The organism is Streptomyces sp. NPDC042336 (assembly GCF_055581985.1).
The window spans coordinates 24311-43678 of the sequence record NZ_JBVJEA010000013.1; the positions used below are offsets into that span (position 1 = coordinate 24311).

Sequence of the window (19368 nt, forward strand, 5' to 3'; positions counted from 1 at the left end):
GTCGCCCCTGTGTACGCGCCCCGTGTGAAGCGTTCGCACACACCCGCGGCCCGCGCACGCTCCCCGCGCACCGGTGCGGCGCGGTCGACTGGGTGGCAGCCCCGCACAGGAACGACGGCTCCTGGGCGGCACGGGCCGCCGGCCTCCCGATCCCCGCCCCCCGGCCGGCGGCCCCGGCGCCTCAGGCCCTGGCCGAGCCCGCTCCGGCCAGGGCCGCGATCCGCTCCACACCGAACACGTACCCCTGCACACCGCACCCCGCGACGACTCCGTCGGCGCGCTGCGAGACGTAGGAGTGGTGCCGGAACGGCTCGCGCTGGTGGATGTTGGAGATGTGGACCTCCACCACCGGCAGCCCGTCGCACGTGTTGAGCGCGTCCAGGATGGCGACGGAGGTGTGCGAGTAGGCGGCGGGGTTGATCACGATCCCGCAGTGGTTCAGCCGGGCCTCGTGGATCCAGTCCACCAGTTCGCCCTCGTGGTTGGACTGCCGGAAGTCCACCGTGCCGCCGTGCGCGGCCGCCGCCTTCACGCACAGCGCCTCGACGTCGGCGAGGGTGTCGGAGCCGTAGATCTCCGGCTGGCGCTGGCCGAGCAGGTTCAGGTTGGGCCCGTTGAGGATCATGATCGGGGCGTTGGCCAGGGTGCGGGGCACGGTTCCTCCGGTCCGTGAGGGGGTGCGGCGGCCCATGCGCGGCCACTGCTCGGTCCCCGGTCTATCACGGTGCGCCGATGTCCCGGCCACGGCCTACGGGTTGACGGCCAGTTCCAGGTACGCCGCGAACAGCACCAGGTGGACGCCTCCCTGCAAGGGCGTGGCCCGGCCCGGCACGACCGTCAGAGAGGCCACCACCACGGTCAGGGCGAGCAGCACCATGTGGATGGAGCTGAGGCCGAGGACCAGCGGCCCGGAGAGCCACACGGACGCCAGGGCGACGGCCGGGATGGTCAGGCCGATGCTGGCCATGGCCGAGCCGAGCGCCAGGTTCAGGCTGGTCTGCACCCGGTCGCGGCGCGCGGAGCGCACCGCGGCGATCGTCTCGGGGAGCAGGACCAGCAAGGCGATGATGACGCCGACGACGGCGTGGTGGAGTCCGGCGGCGGCCACTCCGTCCTCGATGGTCGGCGACACGCCCTTGGCGAGGCCGACGACCCCGATCAGGGCCAGGCCCAGCATCCCGAGGCTGATCAGGGCCGTGCGCGAGGAGGGTGCATGCGCGTGTTCCTCGGCGGTGATCACTTCGCCCTGCCGGGTGATCGGCAGGAAGTAGTCGCGGTGCCGCACCGTCAGGGTCGCGATGAACAGGCCGTAGAGGACGAGCGAGGACAGCGCGGCGAAGGTCAGCTGCACGGTGGAGAACTCCGGGCCGGGCGCGCTGGTGGTGAAGGTCGGCAGGACGAGGCTGAGGGTGGCCAGGGTCGCCACCGTCGCGAGGGCGGCGCCGGTGCCCTCCGGGTTGAACACCGCGATCCCGTGTCGCAGGGAGGCGACCAGGAGGCTGAGGCCGACGACCCCGTTGCAGGTGATCATGACGGCCGCGAAGACCGTGTCCCGGGCCAGGGTCGCGCTCTTGTCGCCGCCGTCCGCCATCAGGGTCACGATGAGCGCGACCTCGATGACCGTGACGGCGATGGCGAGGACCAGGGAGCCGAAGGGCTCGCCGACCCGGTGGGCGACCACCTCGGCGTGGTGCACCGCGGCCAGGACGGACGCCGCCAGGACGATCGTGAGCAGCGCGACGACCGCGCCGGGCAGCGAGCGGCCCCAGGTGAAGGCCAGCAGTACGACCGCGATCAGGGGCGTGACGGTCGTCCACCGTGCGAGGAGCGCCCTGGGACCGGTGACCATGCGGTGATCGTCGCAGAGGGCGGCGGGCGCCGCATTCCGGATCTCGGGGCCCCTCCCCCGCCGAGCCCACGGGCTGAATCGGCTCAACGAGCAAGCGGGGAGCGGCGAACGGCTCCAGCCGTTCGCCGCTCCGGGCCGGGGTTGATCAGGCCTCGATGCTGTCCTTCGACGCTTCGCCGTCGCCGACGGCCGCCGCTTCCGCCGCGGCCTGCTTCTTCGAGGCGCGGAGGCTGGTGATCGTGGTGACGATCAGGACGGAACAGATCACGCCGAGCGAGACCGGAATGCTGATCTCGGGAACGTGGACGCCGGACTCGTGCAGGGCGTGCAGCACCAGCTTGACACCGATGAAGCCCAGGATCACGGACAGCCCGTAGGACAGGTGGACCAGCTTCTTCAGCAGACCCCCGATGAGGAAGTACAGCTGACGCAGACCCATCAGGGCGAACGCGTTGGCCGTGAACACGATGTACGGGTCCTGCGTCAGACCGAAGATCGCCGGGATGGAGTCGAGCGCGAAGAGCACATCGGTGGTGCCGATGGCGAGCATCACGACCAGCATCGGGGTCATGATCCGCTTGCCGTTCTCCTCGATCCACAGCTTGGTGCCGTGGTACCGGTCGGCGACACCGAAGCGTCGCTCGGCGGCCTTGAGGAGCTTGTTCTCCTCGAACTCCTCGTCGTCCTCGTCGGCCCGCGCCTCCTGGATGAGCTTCCAGGCGGTGTAGATGAGGAAGGCACCGAAGATGTAGAAGACCCAGGCGAAGCTGGCGAGGATCGCGGCGCCCGCGGCGATGAAGATGGCCCTGAGGACCAGGGCTATCAGGACACCGATGAGCAGAACCCGCTGCTGGTACTGCGAGGGCACCGCGAACTTCGCCATGATCAGGACGAAGACGAAGAGGTTGTCCACGCTCAGCGACTTCTCGGTGATGAAGCCCGCGAAGAACTCGCCGGCGGGTTCACCGCCGCCGAAGAAGAGCAGGCCGAGCCCGAAGAGGCCCGCCAAGGCGATCCAGACGCCGGTCCAGATACCGGCTTCCTTGATCGATACGTCGTGCGGTTTGCGGCCGATGAAGAAATCGACCGCGATGAGGGCGGCAAGGCCCACGATGGTCAGGACCCACAGGGTCACCGAAACTTCCACTACGCCTCCGGCAGTACGTCACACGGCAGATGTCAGCGTCGTCGCTGCCGGAGGTCTCTTCCACCCAGGAGTCCGGGACGCGCGATGCGCCCGGAACCACGGGCCGACGCCCCGGGATCTGGCCTGATCCGTATTGACGGGTACGCCGCACAGACAGGGAGTACTCCCCTCCGTACGGACGACAGTACCCCAATCCCCAAGGGAAGGTAAAGAGATTTGCAAATTAAGCTCAAAAGCCCAGCTCGGAACCGGTCACCGGCCCCATGAACGGCGGGCGGCGGCGACCTGGTCGAGCACCTGCTGGAGCACCTGGCTGCCGGGCGGTACGAGCGAGGGCTCGTACGTCCAGGCATGTCCGACCCACGGGTCGGCGAGGTGGTCGTCGGCCACCGGCGTCAGCCGGAGCAGCGAGCGCCACAGCGGGTCCAGCAGTGGCCCGAACCCGGCGGACTCCTCGCGGTCGGCGACCATCATCAGGTGGACACCCACGGCCGGCCCCTCGTCGGCGAGGTAGCGCAGCTGGTTGACGGCCCGGTCGTCGAATCCGTGCGGGAAGTCGTTGACGACCAGCAACTGCTGCGAGGTGTCCAGGCCGGGCGGGAGCGCGTCCGGAGCCCCTGCGCGCAACGCCATCTGGACCAGGTCGACGCGCTGGGTGAGACGGGCCAGTACGTCCGCCGCCCCCGCGGCGCCCTGGGCCGGCGGAGCGGCGAGCACCCCGCTGCGCACCAGCGGCGCCAGGGCCTGCGCCCCGGATCCGGCCGGGTCGATGACGTGCACGGTGAACTCGCCCGCCGGGTAGATGGCGAGCAGCCGGGCCGCGTGGGCGACGGCCGTCTCCAGGCCCAGGCGCCGCATCTCGTGGGAGTCGGCGAACGACCCGTCGAGCGAGGCGGAACGCCCGCTGTCGATCCACAGACCGCGCTCCAGCGGCAGCCGGATCAGCATCGGGATGCGTATGCGGTCGGCCTCCGGCAGATGGAGATCACCCAGCCGCAGGGCCATCGGGATCTCCATGGGGACGCGGTAGGCGTGCCAGACCGGGTTGTCCCAGCGTGCGAAGGCCGCCGGCAGGGCGGGCTCGACGACCTCGGCCTCGGCGACGAGCTGGGCGACGTCCCGGTCCAGGACCTCCCTGGCCTGGGACACCAGCTCGCCGTACCGGGAGCGTGCCGCCTCGCGGGCGGCGTCGCCCTGTCCGCCGATCCGGCTGCGGGGATCGGACAGGACCTGGTCGAGCTCCTTCTCCATGCGGGATTCGGCGAAGTCGACGGCGCTGCGGTAGGCGGCCGTGGTGCGGGCCAGGTCCTCGAACATGCCCCACACCTGGTTGTAGAGCCGCTCCTCCATGGACCAGCCGGTGGCGTCACCCGCGACGGGCCGGGCCGGCTGACCGGGTTCGGCCGGGGGCGCGGCCGGCGGGGGCGGGGGCGGTGCCGCGTTCTGCCGGCGCGGGTGGCTGTAGTCGATCGGGCCGCCTGCGGCGGGCGCGGACGGCTGGCCGGGGTTGGCGGGCTCCCCCGGCCCTTCCGGGTACGGCTGCTGTGCCCCGGTCAGTCCCGGCGCCCCGGGCGGCTGCGGGCCGGGAGCGGAAGCCCCCTGGGTGTCGTACGGAGACGCCGGCGGTACGGGCGCACCGGGGCCGGTCCGGGGCGCGGTGCCATGGTCCGGACCGTGCGCCGGGGCGGCGGCCGGAGGGGCCGGTATCGAACGGGCCAGCCCGCTCGCCACCGCCTCGTGGATGCTCGCCGCGAGCTGGTGGGCCTGGGACAGCTTCTGGTCGGCGAGGAGCTCGGCGAGCCCGCCCGCGTAGCCCTGACCGACGGCGCGGACCTTCCAGGCGCCCTGGCGCCGGTAGAGCTCCAGGGCGACGACGGCGGACTCGGCCTCCAGACCGGTGATGGTGTAGGTGGCGACCTCGTCGCCGTCGAGGTCGGTGACGGCGACGAACGGGGCGGCGACGGCCCCGAACCGGGCCGGACCTCTCCCGCCGGCCGGCAGGGCGAGCAGCACACTGACGCGGTGCACCGCGTCGGGCACGGCGTCCAGGTCCACCGCGAGGCGGTGGTCGGCGGCGGCCTGCCGGGAGACCTCCAGGCCCGGCAGGGTGGGCGCGCCCGGATGGACCACCCGCTCGACGCCGTGGACGGTGCCGTTCTCGTCGCCGAGCGTGGCCCCGGCCACGACCGGCGTGCCGGCCGAGACCCGGATCTCGAGACGAGCCCGGGGAAGCGGGTGGTTCTGTCCCCGCGTCAGCTCGGCCGTCATCGCCTTTCCCCCTGTGTCAATCGTGTGTCACCCGCGGGACGTCATGCGGGCCTGGCCGGTCCCGCACACGGGACCGGCCGGTTCATGTCGGACTGCCCCGGCCTGACTGGCGCGTACCGGCGGCTACAGGACCGGCAGGATCGCCGGCATCAGGTCCTGGAAGGTGCGGCCGTTGGCCGGGGTGCCGATGGCGGTCATCGCCCAGCCCTGGCCCGCGCGGTGCACCTTGGCCATGATCTGGGCCGTGAAGGCTCCGCCGCCGGCCAGCGTGTAGCGGGCGAGTTCCTGGCCGTTGGTCTCGTCGACCAGGCGGCAGAAGGCGTTCTGCACTTCCTGGAAGGTCTGGCCGGTGAAGGAGTTCACCGTGAAGACGATCTGGTCGATGTGGACCGGAACGCGCTGCAGGTCGACGAGGATCGCCTCGTCGTCGCCGCCCTGGCCGACACCGCCGACGAGGTTGTCACCGGTGTGGCGCACCGAGCCGTCGTCGCTCACCAGGTGGCGGAAGAAGACGACGTCGACCGGCTGCTTGTCCGCGAAGAGGACCGCGGAGGCGTCCAGGTCGATCTCCCGGGTGCGCGAACCGAACAGGCCGCGCCGGGGAGCCGCCTGCCAGCCGAGACCCATGCGCACCGACGTCAGGCTGCCCCCGTCGCTCTTCTGCAGACTGATGGCCTGACCCTTGGTCATGTTGACGGTCACGCGCTGATCCCCTCTCGAACGTCCCCTGTTGCCGCGGTCTGCGCGGTTGACCAGAACCCTACGCAGGGGCACTGACAGCGCCCCACCCCGGCCCGTGCTTTGTGTCGGTCTTGCAACACAGCGCGTGCCCCGGACGGGCCGTCAGGCCAGGCCCGCCTCCTTCATCTGGCGCAGTTCCTTCTTCATCTCCGAGACCTCGTCGCGCAGCCGGGCCGCGATCTCGAACTGGAGGTCGGCCGCGGCCGCCCGCATGCGGGTGGTGAGGTCCTCGATCTGCTCGGCCAGCTCCGCCGCGGGGCGGTCGGTCACCGCCGTCTCCTTGGCCCTGCCCTTGGCCGCCTTGGCTCCGCCCGTCGCCTGGCCGCCCAGCGCGGGCACGGGAGCCTTGGCGCCCTTGCCCTCCTTCATCTGGCGGTAGCCCGAGCCGAGGAGCTGTTCGGTGTCGACGTCCTCGCGGGCGATCTGCGCGACGATATCGTTGATCTTCTTGCGCAGCGGCTGCGGGTCGATGCCGTTCGCCTTGTTGAACGCGACCTGCTTCTCGCGCCGGCGGTTGGTCTCGTCGATGGCCTTCTCCATCGCCGGCGTGATCTTGTCCGCGTACATGTGGACCTGGCCGGAGACGTTGCGCGCCGCGCGGCCGATGGTCTGGATCAGGGAGGTTCCGGAGCGCAGGAAGCCCTCCTTGTCGGCGTCGAGGATCGCCACCAGGGACACCTCGGGCAGGTCGAGGCCCTCGCGCAGCAGGTTGATGCCGACCAGGACGTCGTACTCGCCGGCGCGCAGCTCGCGCAGCAGCTCGACGCGGCGCAGCGTGTCGACGTCGCTGTGGAGGTAGCGGACCTGGATGCCGAGCTCCAGGAAGTAGTCGGTGAGGTCCTCGGCCATCTTCTTGGTGAGGGTGGTGACCAGGACGCGCTCGTCCTTCTCGGTCCGCTTGCGGATCTCGTGCACCAGGTCGTCGATCTGGCCCTCGGTGGGCTTGACGACGACCTCCGGGTCGACCAGGCCGGTGGGCCGGATGATCTGCTCGACGGCGCCGTCCGAGCGGGACAGCTCGTAGGCGCCCGGGGTGGCCGACAGGTACACGGTCTGACCGATGCGCTCCTGGAACTCCTCCCACTTCAGCGGGCGGTTGTCGAGCGCGGAGGGCAGCCGGAAGCCGTGGTCGACCAGGGTCCGCTTGCGGGACGCGTCGCCCTCGTACATGGCGCCGATCTGCGGAACGGTGACGTGCGACTCGTCGATGACGAGCAGGAAGTCGTCCGGGAAGTAGTCCAGCAGTGTGTTCGGCGGCGAGCCGGGCGAGCGGCCGTCGAAGTGCATCGAGTAGTTCTCCACGCCGGAGCAGGAGCCGATCTGGCGGAGCATCTCGATGTCGTACGTGGTGCGCATCCGCAGCCGCTGGGCCTCCAGGAGCTTGCCCTGCTTCTCCAGCTCGGTCAGGCGCTCGGCCAGTTCCTTCTCGATGTCGTTGACCGCCCGCTCCAGGCGCTCGGGGCCGGCGACGTAGTGGGAGGCCGGGAAGACGTACAGCTGCTGGTCGTCGCTGATGATCTCGCCGGTGACCGGGTGGAGCGTCGACAGGGCCTCGATCTCGTCGCCGAACATCTCGATGCGGACGGCCAGCTCCTCGTAGACCGGGAAGATCTCGATGGTGTCGCCGCGCACCCGGAAGGTGCCGCGGGCGAAAGCCATGTCGTTGCGCGTGTACTGGATGTCGACGAAGCGCCGCAGCAGCTCGTCCCGGTCGTGCTCCTCACCGACCCGCAGCGGGACCATGCGGTCGACGTACTCCTGCGGGGTGCCCAGGCCGTAGATGCAGGACACGGAGGCGACCACGACGACGTCACGGCGGGTGAGCAGCGAGTTGGTGGCGGAGTGGCGCAGCCGCTCCACCTCCTCGTTGATCGAGGAGTCCTTCTCGATGTAGGTGTCCGACTGGGGGACGTAGGCCTCGGGCTGGTAGTAGTCGTAGTACGAGACGAAGTACTCGACGGCGTTGTGGGGAAGCAGCTCGCGGAACTCGTTCGCCAGCTGGGCGGCCAGGGTCTTGTTCGGCGCCATCACCAGGGTGGGGCGCTGGAGCTTCTCGATCATCCACGCGGTGGTGGCGGACTTGCCGGTACCGGTCGCGCCGAGCAGGACGACGTCCTTCTCGCCTGCCTGGACGCGCCGGGCCAGCTCGGCGATGGCCGCCGGCTGGTCGCCGTTGGGCTGGTAGGAACTGACGACCTCGAAGGGCGCCACCGTGCGTTCGATCTGGGAAACGGGCCGCATGGGTTCCACCGTACGACCCCGCACTGACAACGGGTCCCGTCAGCGGTTCTGCGGGGTCCGGGAGCGCCGGTGGACGAGGGGGCGGCTGGTGCGGCGCGCGGGGTGGTGTGCCGGGTGACGGATCGTGCGGGTGCCATCGGTGTGGGCGGGGATGCCCGGCTTCCGCTCGACGGGGGCCGCGGTGGGCTTGCCCATGACCATGAACGGGTCGAGCACGACGACGACGCCGGCGAGGAGGAGGAAGGCGAGGGGGCCGATGAGCATGGGGGCCAGCAGTTCGGCGGGCGAGCCGCCGGTGGAGGGCTCGGCCGTGCCGCTGACATGGACCTCGACGGCGGCCATCCCCGTGTAGTGCATGCCGGTGACGGCCAGTCCCATGATCAGGGCCGCGCCCAGGCTCCACAGGAAGCCCCGGACCTGTCCGGCCGCCCACAGGGCGGCGGTGGCGGCGGCCATGGCTATGACGACGGACACGGCGACGGTGAGCGTGTTGTACGTCAGCTGCCCGTCCAGGTGCATCCCGGCCATTCCCAGGTAGTGCATGGAGGCGATGCCCAGGCCGGTGATGGTACCGCCGGTGAACAGGGCCGTCCCGCTCGCGCCCCGGTAGCCGACGATGAAGATCCCGACCCCCACCATGACGACGGCGACCGCCAGGCTGGCGAAGGTCATCAGCCAGTCGTAGCGGATCGGCGTGTGTTCGATCGTGAAGCCCATCATCGCGACGAAGTGCATGGTCCAGATGCCGGAGCCGATCGCCGCCGAGCCGAGGGCGAGCCATCCGGGACGCCAGGAACGGGTGACCAGCATGGCCCTGGCGGTGCAGCGCAGACCGAGGGCGCCGCCGAGGAACGCCATCAGGTAGGCGGCCAGGGGTGTGACTAGTCCGTAGCCGAATCCGTGGACCGTGGTGTGCATGTGCGGCTGCCCTTCCGCCTTCTTACGCCCCGGTGGTGTCCCGGATTCTCCTGATGTGCGCCCCCTCCCAGGACCGCGCGAACGATCAGGGTCGACGCAGAGAGTATGACTTCCACCGGAATGGTCGAACGATTCTCCGGCAAAGAATCACGGTCTCGCCGCAGTTGTGCCGCCCCCGTGAGCGTAGTTGAGCAACTCCATTCAGCCTGTGGCCACTCCGCACCCCTTTCTTGTTGACTCACTGGTGTCACAGTGGTGCTGTCCGTGATCGTTCGACGCGAGGAGTACGCATGCACGTGCGCGCAGTAGCCGTCACGACCACCGCCCTTCTTGGAGTCGCCCTCACGGCTCCCCTCTCGCACGCCCGGGCCGACGGGGCGGGCGACGACGGGCCCACGGTCGTCGCCCACCGGGGCGCTTCCGGGTACGCGCCGGAGAACACGCTGGCCGCCGTCGACCGGGCGGCCGAGCTGGGCATCCGCTGGGTGGAGAACGACGTCCAGCGCACCCGGGACGGCGAACTCGTCGTCCTGCACGACGAGACCCTGAACCGCACGACCGACGTGGAGGAGGTCTTCCCGGACCGGGCGCCCTGGAAGGTGAAGGACTTCACGGCCGCCGAGATCGCGCGGCTGGACGCGGGGAGCTGGTTCGGGCCCGAGTACGCGGGCGCGCGCGTGCCGACGCTGGAGCAGTACGTGGACCGTGTGGAGCACAACCACCAGAAGCTGCTGCTGGAGCTGAAGAGCCCCGGGCTGTACCCGGGCATCGAGCAGCAGACCCTCAAGATCCTCGCCAACGAGGGCTGGCTCGACCGGCGGCACGTGGCCGGGCGGCTGGTGGTGCAGAGCTTCGACGCCGACAGCATCCGGACGGTCCACGCCCTCAAGCCCGCCGTGAAGACCGGCTTCCTCGGCACCCCGGCCGTCTCGGACCTGCCCGCGTACGCGGAGTTCGCCGACCAGATCAACCCGTCGTACGGCTCGCTCTCCATGAGCTACGTGTCCGCGGTCCACGCGTTCACCGGGCCGCACGGCAGGCCGCTGGAGGTCCTCACCTGGACGGTGAACGACGCGGACACCGCGCGCCGGGTCGCCGGGTACGACGTCGACGGCATCATCACCAACAAGCCCGACGTGGTGCGGGACGCCGTGGACTGACCCGGCGTTGTCAGTGGCGGACCGTACCGTAGGCGCATGGACAGCCCTGGGCAGTACGAACAGCAGGTCGTGTGGACCGTCGTCGGGACCGACATCGGTCCGCTGCTGCTGGCCGCCACCCGCGACGGTCTGGTCAACGTCGTCTTCCACGCCACCGACGCCACGCGCGACCGGGCGCTCGAGAGGCTCGCGGCCCGGCTGGGCACGGAGCCCGTCGAGGCGCCCGGTTCACCGCTGCTGGCCGAGGCGATACGCCAGATGGAGGCGTACCTCGCGGGCGGGAGGCGCGACTTCGACGTGCCGTTGGACTGGTCGCTGATCTCGGGTTTCAACCGGCAGGTGCTCCGCGAGCTGGCCTCCGGCGTCCCCTACGGCCAGGTCGTCGGCTACGGCGACCTGGCCGGCCGGGTGGGGCAGCCGGGCGCCGCGCAGGCGGTGGGCATGGCCATGGGGGCCAATCCGCTGCCGGTCGTCGTGCCGTGCCACCGGGTCGTGGAGAGCGACGGCGGCATCGGCGGGTTCGGCGGCGGTGTGGACACCAAGCGGCGGCTTCTCGCGCTGGAGGGCGTGCTGCCCGAGCCGTTGTTCTGAGGGGCGGACAGCCGCCGGGTGGGCTACTCGTAGTGCCGGGCCTCGATGATGTTGCCGTCCGGGTCGCCGAAGTAAAAACTTCGCCTGGCCATGCCGCGGGCGCCGTAGGAGTCGTAGGAGAGTTCCGAGACCGGGACGGACTGCTCCGCGAGGCGGCTGCGCAGGGCGTCGAAGTCGTGCGGAGACAGGGACACGCAGATGTGGTTGACGGGATGCCCGGCACTGGCGTCGGCGCCGGGGACCACGCGCATGCGGTCCGCCATGGCGTGCGGCGCGAGGTCGAGGATGGTCTCGTCGTTGAGACGTACGGAGGGGAAGCTCACGGTCCCCGCGGCGTACTCGGTGACGCGCAGTGGCTCCAGGCCCAGGTTCTTCTCGTAGAAGCCTGCCGAGGCGACCGGGTCGCGCACCCAGAGGACGACGTGGTCGAGACGTGCCGTGTTGTCCGTCATGCCTCCCAGGCTCCTGGCCGGTTCCAGGGGCCGCAAGGGGTCCGTTCCGGCACCGGCCGGGGTTTGGCCCGCTCCCCCACCCGCCAGGGATGAGGGAGACCGGAGCTGAGGGAGTGCCGTCGACGGGAGGCAGGCGCGTGATGCTGGTGGTGTCGGAAGAGGTACGGGAGGCGATGGACGCCCGTCGCCCCGTGGTGGCCCTGGAGTCCACGATCATCGCGCACGGCTTGCCGCGCCCGCGCAATCTGCTGGTGGCGCGGGAGCTGGAGGAGGCGGTGCGGCAGGAGGGCGCCGTACCGGCGACGATCGCCGTGCTGGACGGACGGCCCCATGTCGGCCTGGACAAGGAGCAGCTGGAGCGGGTCGCCAACGAGGACGCCGTCCGCAAGCTGGGCCACCGTGATCTGCCGCTCGCGGTGGCCTGCGGCGCGAGCGGGGCGACCACCGTGTCGGCGACCGCCCTGCTGGCGGCCCTGGCGGGCGTCAGGGTGTTCGCGACCGGAGGGCTGGGCGGCGTCCACCGGGAGTGGACCGTGACGCAGGACGAGTCGGCCGACCTGGGCCTGCTGGCCCGCACCCGGATCACGGTTGTCTGCGCAGGCGTGAAGTCCATCCTGGACGTACCGGCGACCCTTCAGCGGCTGGAGACGCTGGGGGTCTCCGTGGCCGGGTACCGGACAGACCGCTTCCCCGGCTTTTATCTGTCCGACTCGGGACATCCCGTGGACTGGACGCTGGACGACCCGGAGCAGGTGGCGGCGGTCATGCGGGCGCAGGACGCGCTGGACGGGCCGCCGTCCGCGCTCGTGGTCGCCAACCCGGTGCCCGAGGAGGAGCAGCTCGATCCGGCGCTCCACGCGCGCGTGCTCGCTGACGCGCTGCACGCGTGCGAGGCGGAGGGGGTCACGGGCCAGGCGGTCACGCCGTTCCTCCTCGAGCGCCTGGTACGGCTCACCGACGGCGCCTCGCTCAGCGCCAACCTGGCGGCCGTGCGGGGGAACGTGCGGCTGGCGGCCCGGGTCGCCGCGGCCTGGGCCGGGGCGTGAGCGGGGCGCCGGGCGGTGCGCTGCTGGTCGTCGGGGACGTGGTCACGGACGTCGTCGCCCGGCACCGGGGACCCCTGGCCGCCGGCACGGACACCGCCGCCTCGGTCCGGCGGCTGCCCGGCGGGGCGGGTGCCAACGTGGCCTGCTGGGCCGCGCACGAAGGGTGCGGGGAGGTGCGGCTGCTGGGCCGGGTGGGCACCGACGCCTGTGCATGGCACGAACGGGAGCTGGCGGCGTGCGGGGTGCGGCCGCTCCTCGTCGTCGATCCGGCGGCGCCCACGGGGACGGTCATCTGTCTGGTCGACACCGCCGACTCGGCCGAGCGGACGTTCCTCACCGACAGCGGGGCGTCGCTGCGGATCGGGCCGGACGACTGGTCGGACGCGCTGCTCGACGGCGTGGGCCGGCTGCACCTCTCGGGCTACCTCCTGTTCGCGGAGCCGAGCCGCGCCCTGGTGTCGGTCGCCCTGTCGGCGGCCCGCGCGCGCGGGGTGCCGGTCAGCCTGGACCCGGCGTCGGCCGGGTTCCTCACCGCGCTGGGTGTCGACCGTTTCCTCGGCCTCGTCGAGGGCGTGGACGTGCTGCTGCCCAGCAGGGACGAGGCGTGTCTGCTCACCGGCCTGCCCGATCCGGCGGACGCGGCGGCGAAGCTCAGCCGGCACGTTCCGCTGGTGATCGTCAAGCAGGGGGCGGAAGGGGCCCTGGTGGCCCGGTCCGGCAGCGTGAGCGCACGGATCGCCGCGGTCACGGCGTCGCCCCGGGACAGTACGGGGGCCGGTGACGCCTTCACCGGCGCGTTCCTCGCCGCGCTGCTCGCGGGCGCGGAGCCCGGGGAGGCGGCGGCCGCCGGATGCCGGGCAGGAGCACGGGCGGTCGAACGGGTGGGCGGGAGACCGCCGAGAACGGCCGACCGGCGGCCGGCCGACGGATAGCCGGGTGCCGGGCAGCCGGGGTCATGCCTTGCGCCCCCACGCCGAGATCATCGGCGCGGTCGCGAGGTCCATGCCGCCGGAGGCGACGTTCGCGAGGTGGCGGTCGATGTCGTCGTGGGTGGCGACCCCGGCGGTGACCAGCTGGTCGCGGATCTGGCGTACCGTCGCGGACTCCAGCGCGGCGCACGCGGGCGAGGTGACCGGGAAGTAGGCGTCGGCCTCCACTCGGCGCAGCCCCGCCTCCCGGAGCAGCCGGGGCAGCCGGCGGCCGTAGGAGAGGTCGGCGCCGCGGTGGGACAGCAGTTGGCGGAAGCCGTGCCGGAGCCTGTTCGCCAGCTGCTGCTCGGGACCGTGCTCGTCGGGGCAGAGCAGGGGCTGGAGCGCCGGGTCGGCGTCCTCCACCAGGAGGCGGCCACCGGGACGCAAGGCCCTGATCATCGACCGCAACGCCCTGTCCCGGTCGGGGACATGGACAAGGACCAGCCGTGCGTGCACCAGGTCGAAGCCCTCGCCCGGCGGTTCCTCCGCGCCCACGTCGTGCACGCGCACCTCGACCGGCGGCCGGCCGGCCGGGGCGACCCGTGAGGTGTCGATGTCCGTCGCGAGGACCTTGCCGGTCGGTCCGACCCGTTTGGCGAGCCACGACACGACGGAGGTGCCTCCGGCTCCGGCTTCCCAGCAGCGCCAGCCGGGGCCGACGCCGAGTGCCTCCAGATGCCGGAACGTCGTGGGGTCGAAGAGCGTGGCGAAGGCGTCGAAGCGCTCCGCCGCCTCGGACTGGCCGTTGTCGAGGAGGTATGCGTCGGTTCGCGTCATGCTGGGATCATCCCAGTTGTCCCGCTTGTGCGAAGGGGGCGACGCTCCGGCACGAGGGGCCCCCTCCGGGCGGCAGGGGCCCTCGGGGCGGGGGCGTGCGCGGCCCCCGGGTGTTCTGTCCACAGGCGGGAACGAAGCGGAACCTGCTGTTTCCACAGGCACGTTCGCCCTTCCCGCCGGGCTGGCAAACTGGCGTGCCAAGGCGCGGGAAGCACCCCGCGAGGGGATCCACGCGGGGAGATTCGGATGACCATGGCGGGGAATCTGCGGAAGGTCACGGGGCTGGGAAGGGCCGGCGGCCTCCGGAAGGTGGCTCGGCTGGCCCGTCGACGGCCGCGGGTGGACCTGAGCCACCACGCCCGTTCCCCGCTGGGTTCCTCGGTGGTGAACTGCGTGACCTACCGGGAGGGTGTCCGCACGCCCGAGGGTGGCGATCCGGTCGAGGCCGTGGCGCGGATGCGCAGGCGCGGAGCGGGCTTCGTCTGGCTCGGCCTGCACGAGCCGACGGACCAGGAGTTCGCGGGTGTCGCGGAGCTCTTCGAGCTGCATCCCCTGGCCGTCGAGGACGCGATCGAGGCCCACCAGCGCCCCAAGGTCGAGCGCTACGGCGAGACGCTCTTCGCCGTGTTCAAGACGGTCTGCTACGTGGAGCACGAGGAACTGACGGCCACGAGCGAGGTGGTGAGCACCGGCGAGATCATGGTGTTCGCCGGGCAGGACTTCGTCATCACCGTGCGGCACGGACGGCACGGCTCGCTCGGGCCGTTGCGGGAAGGGCTGGAGTCCGATCCGGCGCAGCTCGCCAAGGGACCGTCGGCGGTGCTGCACGCGATCGCGGACCATGTGGTGGACGACTTCCTGAGCGTCATCGAGTCGGTCCAGGAGGACATCGACCACGTCGAGACGGAGGTGTTCGCGGAGAACGGCGCGCGGGTCGACCCCGGGCGCATCTACCAGCTCAAGCGCGAACTGCTCGAGCTGCGGCGGGCCGTGGTGCCGCTCGGCCGGCCGCTGGAGGAGCTGGCCACCCGGTCGTTCCGGGTGATCGGGCCGGAGATACAGGCCTACTTCCGCGACGTCGCCGACCACCTGCTGCGGGCCACCGAGCAGATCGCGGCGTTCGACGAACTCCTCAACTCGATCCTCCAGGCACACCTCGCCCGGGTGACGGTCGCGCAGAACGAGGACATGCGGAAGATCACGGCGTGGGCCGCCATCGTCGCGGTGCCCACGATGGTCTGCGGGGTGTACGGCATGAACTTCGACCACATGCCGGAGCTGGGCTGGCGGTACGGCTACGGCCTGGTCATAGGCGTGATAGCCGTCGGCTGCCTGGCGCTGCACCGGGGCTTCCGACGCAACGGCTGGCTCTGAGAGGCCGGCCGCTCCGGATCGGCCGTTCCGGGTCAGCCGCTCCAGGCGGGATGCCGCGGGTCGTCGGCACGCACCAGGACGTCGGCGGCGCCCGCCGGGTCGGTCTCCTCGTCGTAGCGCTCGAAGGCGGGCAGGGTCCACTGCTCGGTCCCGGGGGTGCGGCGACGCAGGGCGCCCGGGGTGAGGACGAGATGGACGCTCAGATCGAGGGGGAACCAGTGACGGAGCAGAAAGGGCCCGTGGAGCAGCAGCGCGCCGCCGGGCGGGAGTCGGACGTAGGGGCTGCGGGTGGCTCGGTCGGTGACCGGGTCCCACAGGTCGGGCAGGACCCGCCCGTCGCCGCCGGGGCCGAGGGGATCGAAAACCTCGCGCCACAGGGCGCCGGTGTCGTACCAGCCGTTGTAGTAGGACTCGACGTCCTGGTGTCCGTACTCCAGACGGAGCGAGGCGGGCCGCAGGAAGCCCTCCGTCCCGACGACGAGGGAGGGGCGGCCGCGGACGCGCAGCGCCTCACCGATCCGTTCGGCGAGGTCGCCCGGGCGGGCGGCCGGGGCGCCGTCGAGGGCGACGCGCGTCCAGGCACTGCCGTCGGTGGGCTCCAGGTCGAGCAGTCGCTCGGCGAGCCGGTCGCCGAGCCGGTCCCAGGTGATCGCTTCCAGTCGCACCCGCCCATGATGCGTCAGTTTCCGCGTCGGCCGACACGACGGTCGCCGTCGTCCGCCGTCCGCCGCCTCGCACGCGACCCCCAGCCCCGCCCGCTGGACGCTCACGCATGGACCCGCGGCGCTCGGCCATGGTCACCGTGCCGGTGCCGAGGTTGACTTGGGGCGATCGACGGGTGGGAGCCGAGACGGGTGGGAGTTGACAGGACATGATCGACGGACCGTATTTCGTGCTGGCGGTGCTGGGCGTGCTCGGGACCGGGGTGACGGCCGGTGTCTTCTGCGCGTTCTCCACCTTCGTCATGCGGGGGCTGGCCTCGCTGCCGCCCGCCCAGGGCATCGCCGCGATGAACGCGATCAACAAGGCCGCGGTTCGGCCGGCCTTCATGTCGGTGTTCCTCGGGACGGCGGTGCTGGCCGTGGTGATCGCCGTGGTCACCTTGGCGCAGTGGCCGAAGGACGCGGCGGTGGAGCTGCTGCTGGGCAGCGGGCTGTATCTGGTCGGGTCGTTCGGAGTCACCGCGGCGGCCAACGTGCCACGGAACGACGCGCTGCTCCGGCTGGAGCCGGGTTCCGCGGAGGCGGCCGGCCGCTGGACCGCGTACATACGCGAGTGGACGGCCTGGAACCACGTTCGCGCGGGAGCCTCAACCGCCTCGGCGGTGGCGTATGTGCTGGCCCTCGCCTGAGGGGGGCGAGGAGCCGTCCGGTGTTCTGCGCGTGGGGCGGCCCGGTCGTATCGTGGAGCGCGAGAGTGCAGCCCCACGGCGCACGGCGAGCCACCGCGCACGCAAGGAAGACGGCCATGGCCGATCCCAAGGGTTTCCTGACGACGCCCCGCGAGGAGTGGCCCCGCAGGCCGGCCGGGGAGCGGGTCCGGGACTGGGACGAGGTGTACGTCCCGGGGGCGCTGCTGCCGATCGTGGGCCGCCAGGCCGACCGGTGCATGGACTGCGGTGTTCCGTTCTGCCACGAGGCCTGTCCCCTGGGCAATCTGATCCCGGAGTGGAACGACCTGGTCGCCCGTTCGGACTGGCGGGCGGCGAGCGAGCGGCTGCACGCCACGAACAACTTCCCGGAGTTCACCGGCCGGTTGTGCCCGGCGCCGTGCGAGGCGGGCTGTGTGCTCGCCATCAACCAGCCCGCCGTCACCATCAAGAACGTCGAGTGTGCGATCGCCGACATGGCCTGGGAGCAGGGCTTCACCCCGCCGCGGCCACCGGAGCGGCTGTCCGGGCGGACGGTGGCGGTGATCGGCTCGGGGCCCACGGGCCTCGCGGCGGCGCAGCAGCTGACCCGGGCGGGGCACACGGTCGCCGTGTACGAGCGGGACGACCGGATCGGCGGGCTGCTGCGCTACGGGATCCCCGAGTTCAAGATGGAGAAGCGGCATCTGGAGCGGCGCATCGGCCAGATGCGGGCGGAGGGGACGCGGTTTTGTACGTCCACGGCGGTCGGACGGGACGTGGACGCCGCCGCGCTGCGGGCCCGCTACGACGCGGTGGTGATCGCCGCCGGGGCGACCGCCTGGCGCGAGCTGACCGTGCCCGGCCGGGAGCTGGCGGGGGTGCACCAGGCGATGGAGTACCTGCCACTGGCCAACCGGGTGTGCGCGGGCGACCTCGAGTGCTCCCCGCTGTCCGCCGCCGGGCGGCACGTCGTCATCGTCGGCGGTGGCGACACGGGCGCGGACTGTCTCGGTACGGCGGTGCGGGAGCGGGCGGCGTCCGTGACGCAGCTGGACATCTACGCCCAGCCGGGCGCCGAACGCGACGAGGAGGCCGAGCCCTGGCCGACGTATCCGCGCCTGTACCGGCTGTCGGCGGCGCATGAGGAGGCGGGCGAGCTGCGGACCGCGCCGGCGGCGGACGCGGACGCCCGGCTGTTCGCGGCGTCCACGCTCCGCTTCACCGGCGACGAGCGGGGCCATGTGCGTGCACTGCACCTGGTCGGGGTGGACGCCGGGCGCCGGCCGCTGCCCGGCACCGAGCGGTCGCTCCCCGCGGACCTGGTCCTGCTCGCCCTGGGCTTCTCGGGACCGGACCGGCAAGACGGACTCGTCGACGGGCTGGGACTGGAGATGGAACCACGGGGCACGATCGCCCGGGACCGGGAGTTCGCGACCAACGTCCCGGGGGTGTTCGCCGCCGGGGACGCGGCACGCGGACAGTCGCTCGTCGTCTGGGCGATCGCGGAGGGGCGGGCGGTGGCGGCGGCCGTGGACCGCCACCTGTCCGGCGGCACCAGCCGGCTGCCCGCACCGATCGGCCCGTACGACCGGCCGATGACGGTCTGAGCGGCGTCACCGGCGGGCCCGCCCTGTCACGGCTTGCGTGCCACCGCCCCGTACCCGGGGATGATGCCGTCGTCCTGGCCGGCGACCGGATCGCCCAGTTCGGGGTGCCACAGGTGCGGCACCTCGACCCCGGGCTCCACCAGTTCGAGGCCGGTGAAGAAGCGGGCGAACTCCTCGCGTGAGCGCAGGGCCAGGGTGACCCCGGCGGCGCGGAGCTTCTCGGTGGCCGCCCGCGACTCCTCGGGGGTGAAGTCGGCCGTCGCGTGGGTCATCACCAGGTGGCTGCCGGAGGGCAGCGCGTCCAGCAGCCGGCGGACCAGGTCGTGCGCCCCGTCCTCGTCCGGGACGAAGTGCAGCAGCGCGACCAGCGACAGCGCGACGGGCCGGTCGAAGTCGAGGATCTTCCCGGCCCCCTCCAGGACGGCGTCCGGGTCCCGGACGTCGGCCTGGAGGTACTCGGTCTCCCCCTCGGGCGTGCCGCGCAGCAGGGCCGCCGCGTGGGCCAGCACGACGGGGTCGTTGTCGCAGTAGACGACGCGGGCGTCGGGCGCGATCTCCTGGGCGACCTGATGCAGGTTGGGCTCGGTCGGTATACCGGTGCCGACGTCCAGGAACTGCCGGGTGCCGTGGCCCGCCAGCCATCGGGTGGCACGATGCATGAAGGCGCGGTTGACCCGCGCCATCACCGGCACCCTCGGGTCGAGGGTGAGCATCTGCCGGCCCATCGCCTCGTCGACCGGGTAGTTGTCCTTTCCGCCGAGATACCAGTCGTACATCCGCGCGGGGTGCGGCTTGCTCGTGTCGATCCCGGCGGGGTTGTGCTGCCCGGTCATGACGCACTCCCAGGTGGTGAGTCCTCGTCGCGATGGGTGATC

The 19368-nt window shown here is 71.9% G+C and carries 18 protein-coding genes; 7 read left to right on the top strand and 11 right to left on the bottom strand.

Features of this window, described 5'->3' with window-relative positions:
* Positions 1–181 precede the first annotated feature (181 nt).
* The 7 genes from aroQ to ACZ6IM_RS26095 form a co-directional block, all read right to left on the bottom strand.
* The gene (gene aroQ, locus ACZ6IM_RS26065; protein WP_052841585.1) at positions 182–655 is read right to left on the bottom strand and encodes a type II 3-dehydroquinate dehydratase; all 474 of its coding nucleotides are present in this window, start codon (positions 653–655) and stop codon (positions 182–184) included.
* Between the two features lie 93 nt (positions 656–748).
* Positions 749–1849 carry a calcium:cation antiporter gene (locus tag ACZ6IM_RS26070; RefSeq protein ID WP_052841584.1) on the bottom strand — a complete coding sequence of 367 codons (1101 nt, stop codon included), beginning with the start codon at positions 1847–1849 and terminating at the stop codon, positions 749–751.
* A 145-nt stretch (positions 1850–1994) separates the two neighbouring features.
* Complete coding sequence (locus ACZ6IM_RS26075; RefSeq protein ID WP_469559541.1) at positions 1995–2996, bottom strand: TerC/Alx family metal homeostasis membrane protein; 1002 nt, start codon at positions 2994–2996, stop codon at positions 1995–1997.
* A 252-nt stretch (positions 2997–3248) separates the two neighbouring features.
* Positions 3249–5264: a TerD family protein gene (locus tag ACZ6IM_RS26080; RefSeq protein ID WP_052841582.1), complete on the bottom strand. Its 2016-nt coding sequence runs from the start codon at positions 5262–5264 to the stop codon at positions 3249–3251.
* Positions 5265–5387: 123 nt separating this feature from the next.
* Positions 5388–5966, bottom strand: coding sequence for a TerD family protein (locus ACZ6IM_RS26085; RefSeq protein WP_052841581.1), 579 nt, complete (start codon positions 5964–5966; stop codon positions 5388–5390).
* A 141-nt stretch (positions 5967–6107) separates the two neighbouring features.
* Positions 6108–8246, bottom strand: a complete 2139-nt coding sequence (gene uvrB, locus ACZ6IM_RS26090; RefSeq protein ID WP_052841580.1) for an excinuclease ABC subunit UvrB — start codon at positions 8244–8246, stop codon at positions 6108–6110.
* 39 nt (positions 8247–8285) lie between these two features.
* Entirely contained in the window at positions 8286–9164 is an 879-nt protein-coding gene (locus tag ACZ6IM_RS26095; RefSeq protein WP_052841579.1) for an MHYT domain-containing protein, read from the bottom strand.
* A 290-nt stretch (positions 9165–9454) separates the two neighbouring features.
* Between ACZ6IM_RS26095 and ACZ6IM_RS26100 the strand changes: the two genes are divergently transcribed.
* Together ACZ6IM_RS26100 and ACZ6IM_RS26105 are read left to right on the top strand one after the other, a co-directional pair.
* A complete protein-coding gene (locus ACZ6IM_RS26100) occupies positions 9455–10324 on the top strand; it encodes a glycerophosphodiester phosphodiesterase (RefSeq protein ID WP_469559548.1) in 870 nt (289 codons plus the stop codon).
* 36 nt (positions 10325–10360) lie between these two features.
* Complete coding sequence (locus tag ACZ6IM_RS26105; RefSeq protein WP_469559551.1) at positions 10361–10915, top strand: methylated-DNA--[protein]-cysteine S-methyltransferase; 555 nt, start codon at positions 10361–10363, stop codon at positions 10913–10915.
* Between the two features lie 23 nt (positions 10916–10938).
* Here the strand turns inward: ACZ6IM_RS26105 and ACZ6IM_RS26110 are convergent, their stop codons facing one another.
* Complete coding sequence (locus tag ACZ6IM_RS26110) at positions 10939–11367, bottom strand: VOC family protein (protein ID WP_469559554.1); 429 nt, start codon at positions 11365–11367, stop codon at positions 10939–10941.
* 140 nt (positions 11368–11507) lie between these two features.
* On the opposite strand from ACZ6IM_RS26110, the gene ACZ6IM_RS26115 reads away from it, so the two are divergent.
* Both ACZ6IM_RS26115 and ACZ6IM_RS26120 read left to right on the top strand, forming a co-directional pair.
* Entirely contained in the window at positions 11508–12413 is a 906-nt protein-coding gene (locus ACZ6IM_RS26115; protein ID WP_469559760.1) for a pseudouridine-5'-phosphate glycosidase, read from the top strand.
* The gene (locus ACZ6IM_RS26120) at positions 12410–13345 is read left to right on the top strand and encodes a carbohydrate kinase family protein (RefSeq protein WP_469559557.1); all 936 of its coding nucleotides are present in this window, start codon (positions 12410–12412) and stop codon (positions 13343–13345) included. Before ACZ6IM_RS26115 ends, ACZ6IM_RS26120 begins: the two co-directional genes overlap by 4 nt.
* A 21-nt stretch (positions 13346–13366) precedes the next feature.
* Here the strand turns inward: ACZ6IM_RS26120 and ACZ6IM_RS26125 are convergent, their stop codons facing one another.
* Positions 13367–14161, bottom strand: a complete 795-nt coding sequence (locus tag ACZ6IM_RS26125) for a methyltransferase domain-containing protein (protein ID WP_052841574.1) — start codon at positions 14159–14161, stop codon at positions 13367–13369.
* A 246-nt stretch (positions 14162–14407) separates the two neighbouring features.
* Here ACZ6IM_RS26125 and ACZ6IM_RS26130 point away from each other — a divergent pair, with 246 nt between their 5' ends.
* Positions 14408–15535, top strand: a complete 1128-nt coding sequence (locus ACZ6IM_RS26130) for a magnesium and cobalt transport protein CorA (protein ID WP_052841573.1) — start codon at positions 14408–14410, stop codon at positions 15533–15535.
* A gap of 32 nt (positions 15536–15567) precedes the next feature.
* Here the strand turns inward: ACZ6IM_RS26130 and ACZ6IM_RS26135 are convergent, their stop codons facing one another.
* Positions 15568–16200 (bottom strand): nucleoside/nucleotide kinase family protein, encoded by a 633-nt coding sequence (locus ACZ6IM_RS26135; protein WP_052841572.1) that lies wholly within the window; start codon positions 16198–16200, stop codon positions 15568–15570.
* A 206-nt stretch (positions 16201–16406) separates the two neighbouring features.
* On the opposite strand from ACZ6IM_RS26135, the gene ACZ6IM_RS26140 reads away from it, so the two are divergent.
* Entirely contained in the window at positions 16407–16886 is a 480-nt protein-coding gene (locus ACZ6IM_RS26140; protein ID WP_052841571.1) for an anthrone oxygenase family protein, read from the top strand.
* 116 nt (positions 16887–17002) lie between these two features.
* A complete protein-coding gene (locus tag ACZ6IM_RS26145; RefSeq protein ID WP_052841570.1) occupies positions 17003–18493 on the top strand; it encodes a glutamate synthase subunit beta in 1491 nt (496 codons plus the stop codon).
* Between the two features lie 26 nt (positions 18494–18519).
* Here the strand turns inward: ACZ6IM_RS26145 and ACZ6IM_RS26150 are convergent, their stop codons facing one another.
* Positions 18520–19326, bottom strand: a complete 807-nt coding sequence (locus ACZ6IM_RS26150) for an SAM-dependent methyltransferase (protein ID WP_052841569.1) — start codon at positions 19324–19326, stop codon at positions 18520–18522.
* Positions 19327–19368: the final 42 nt, after the last annotated feature.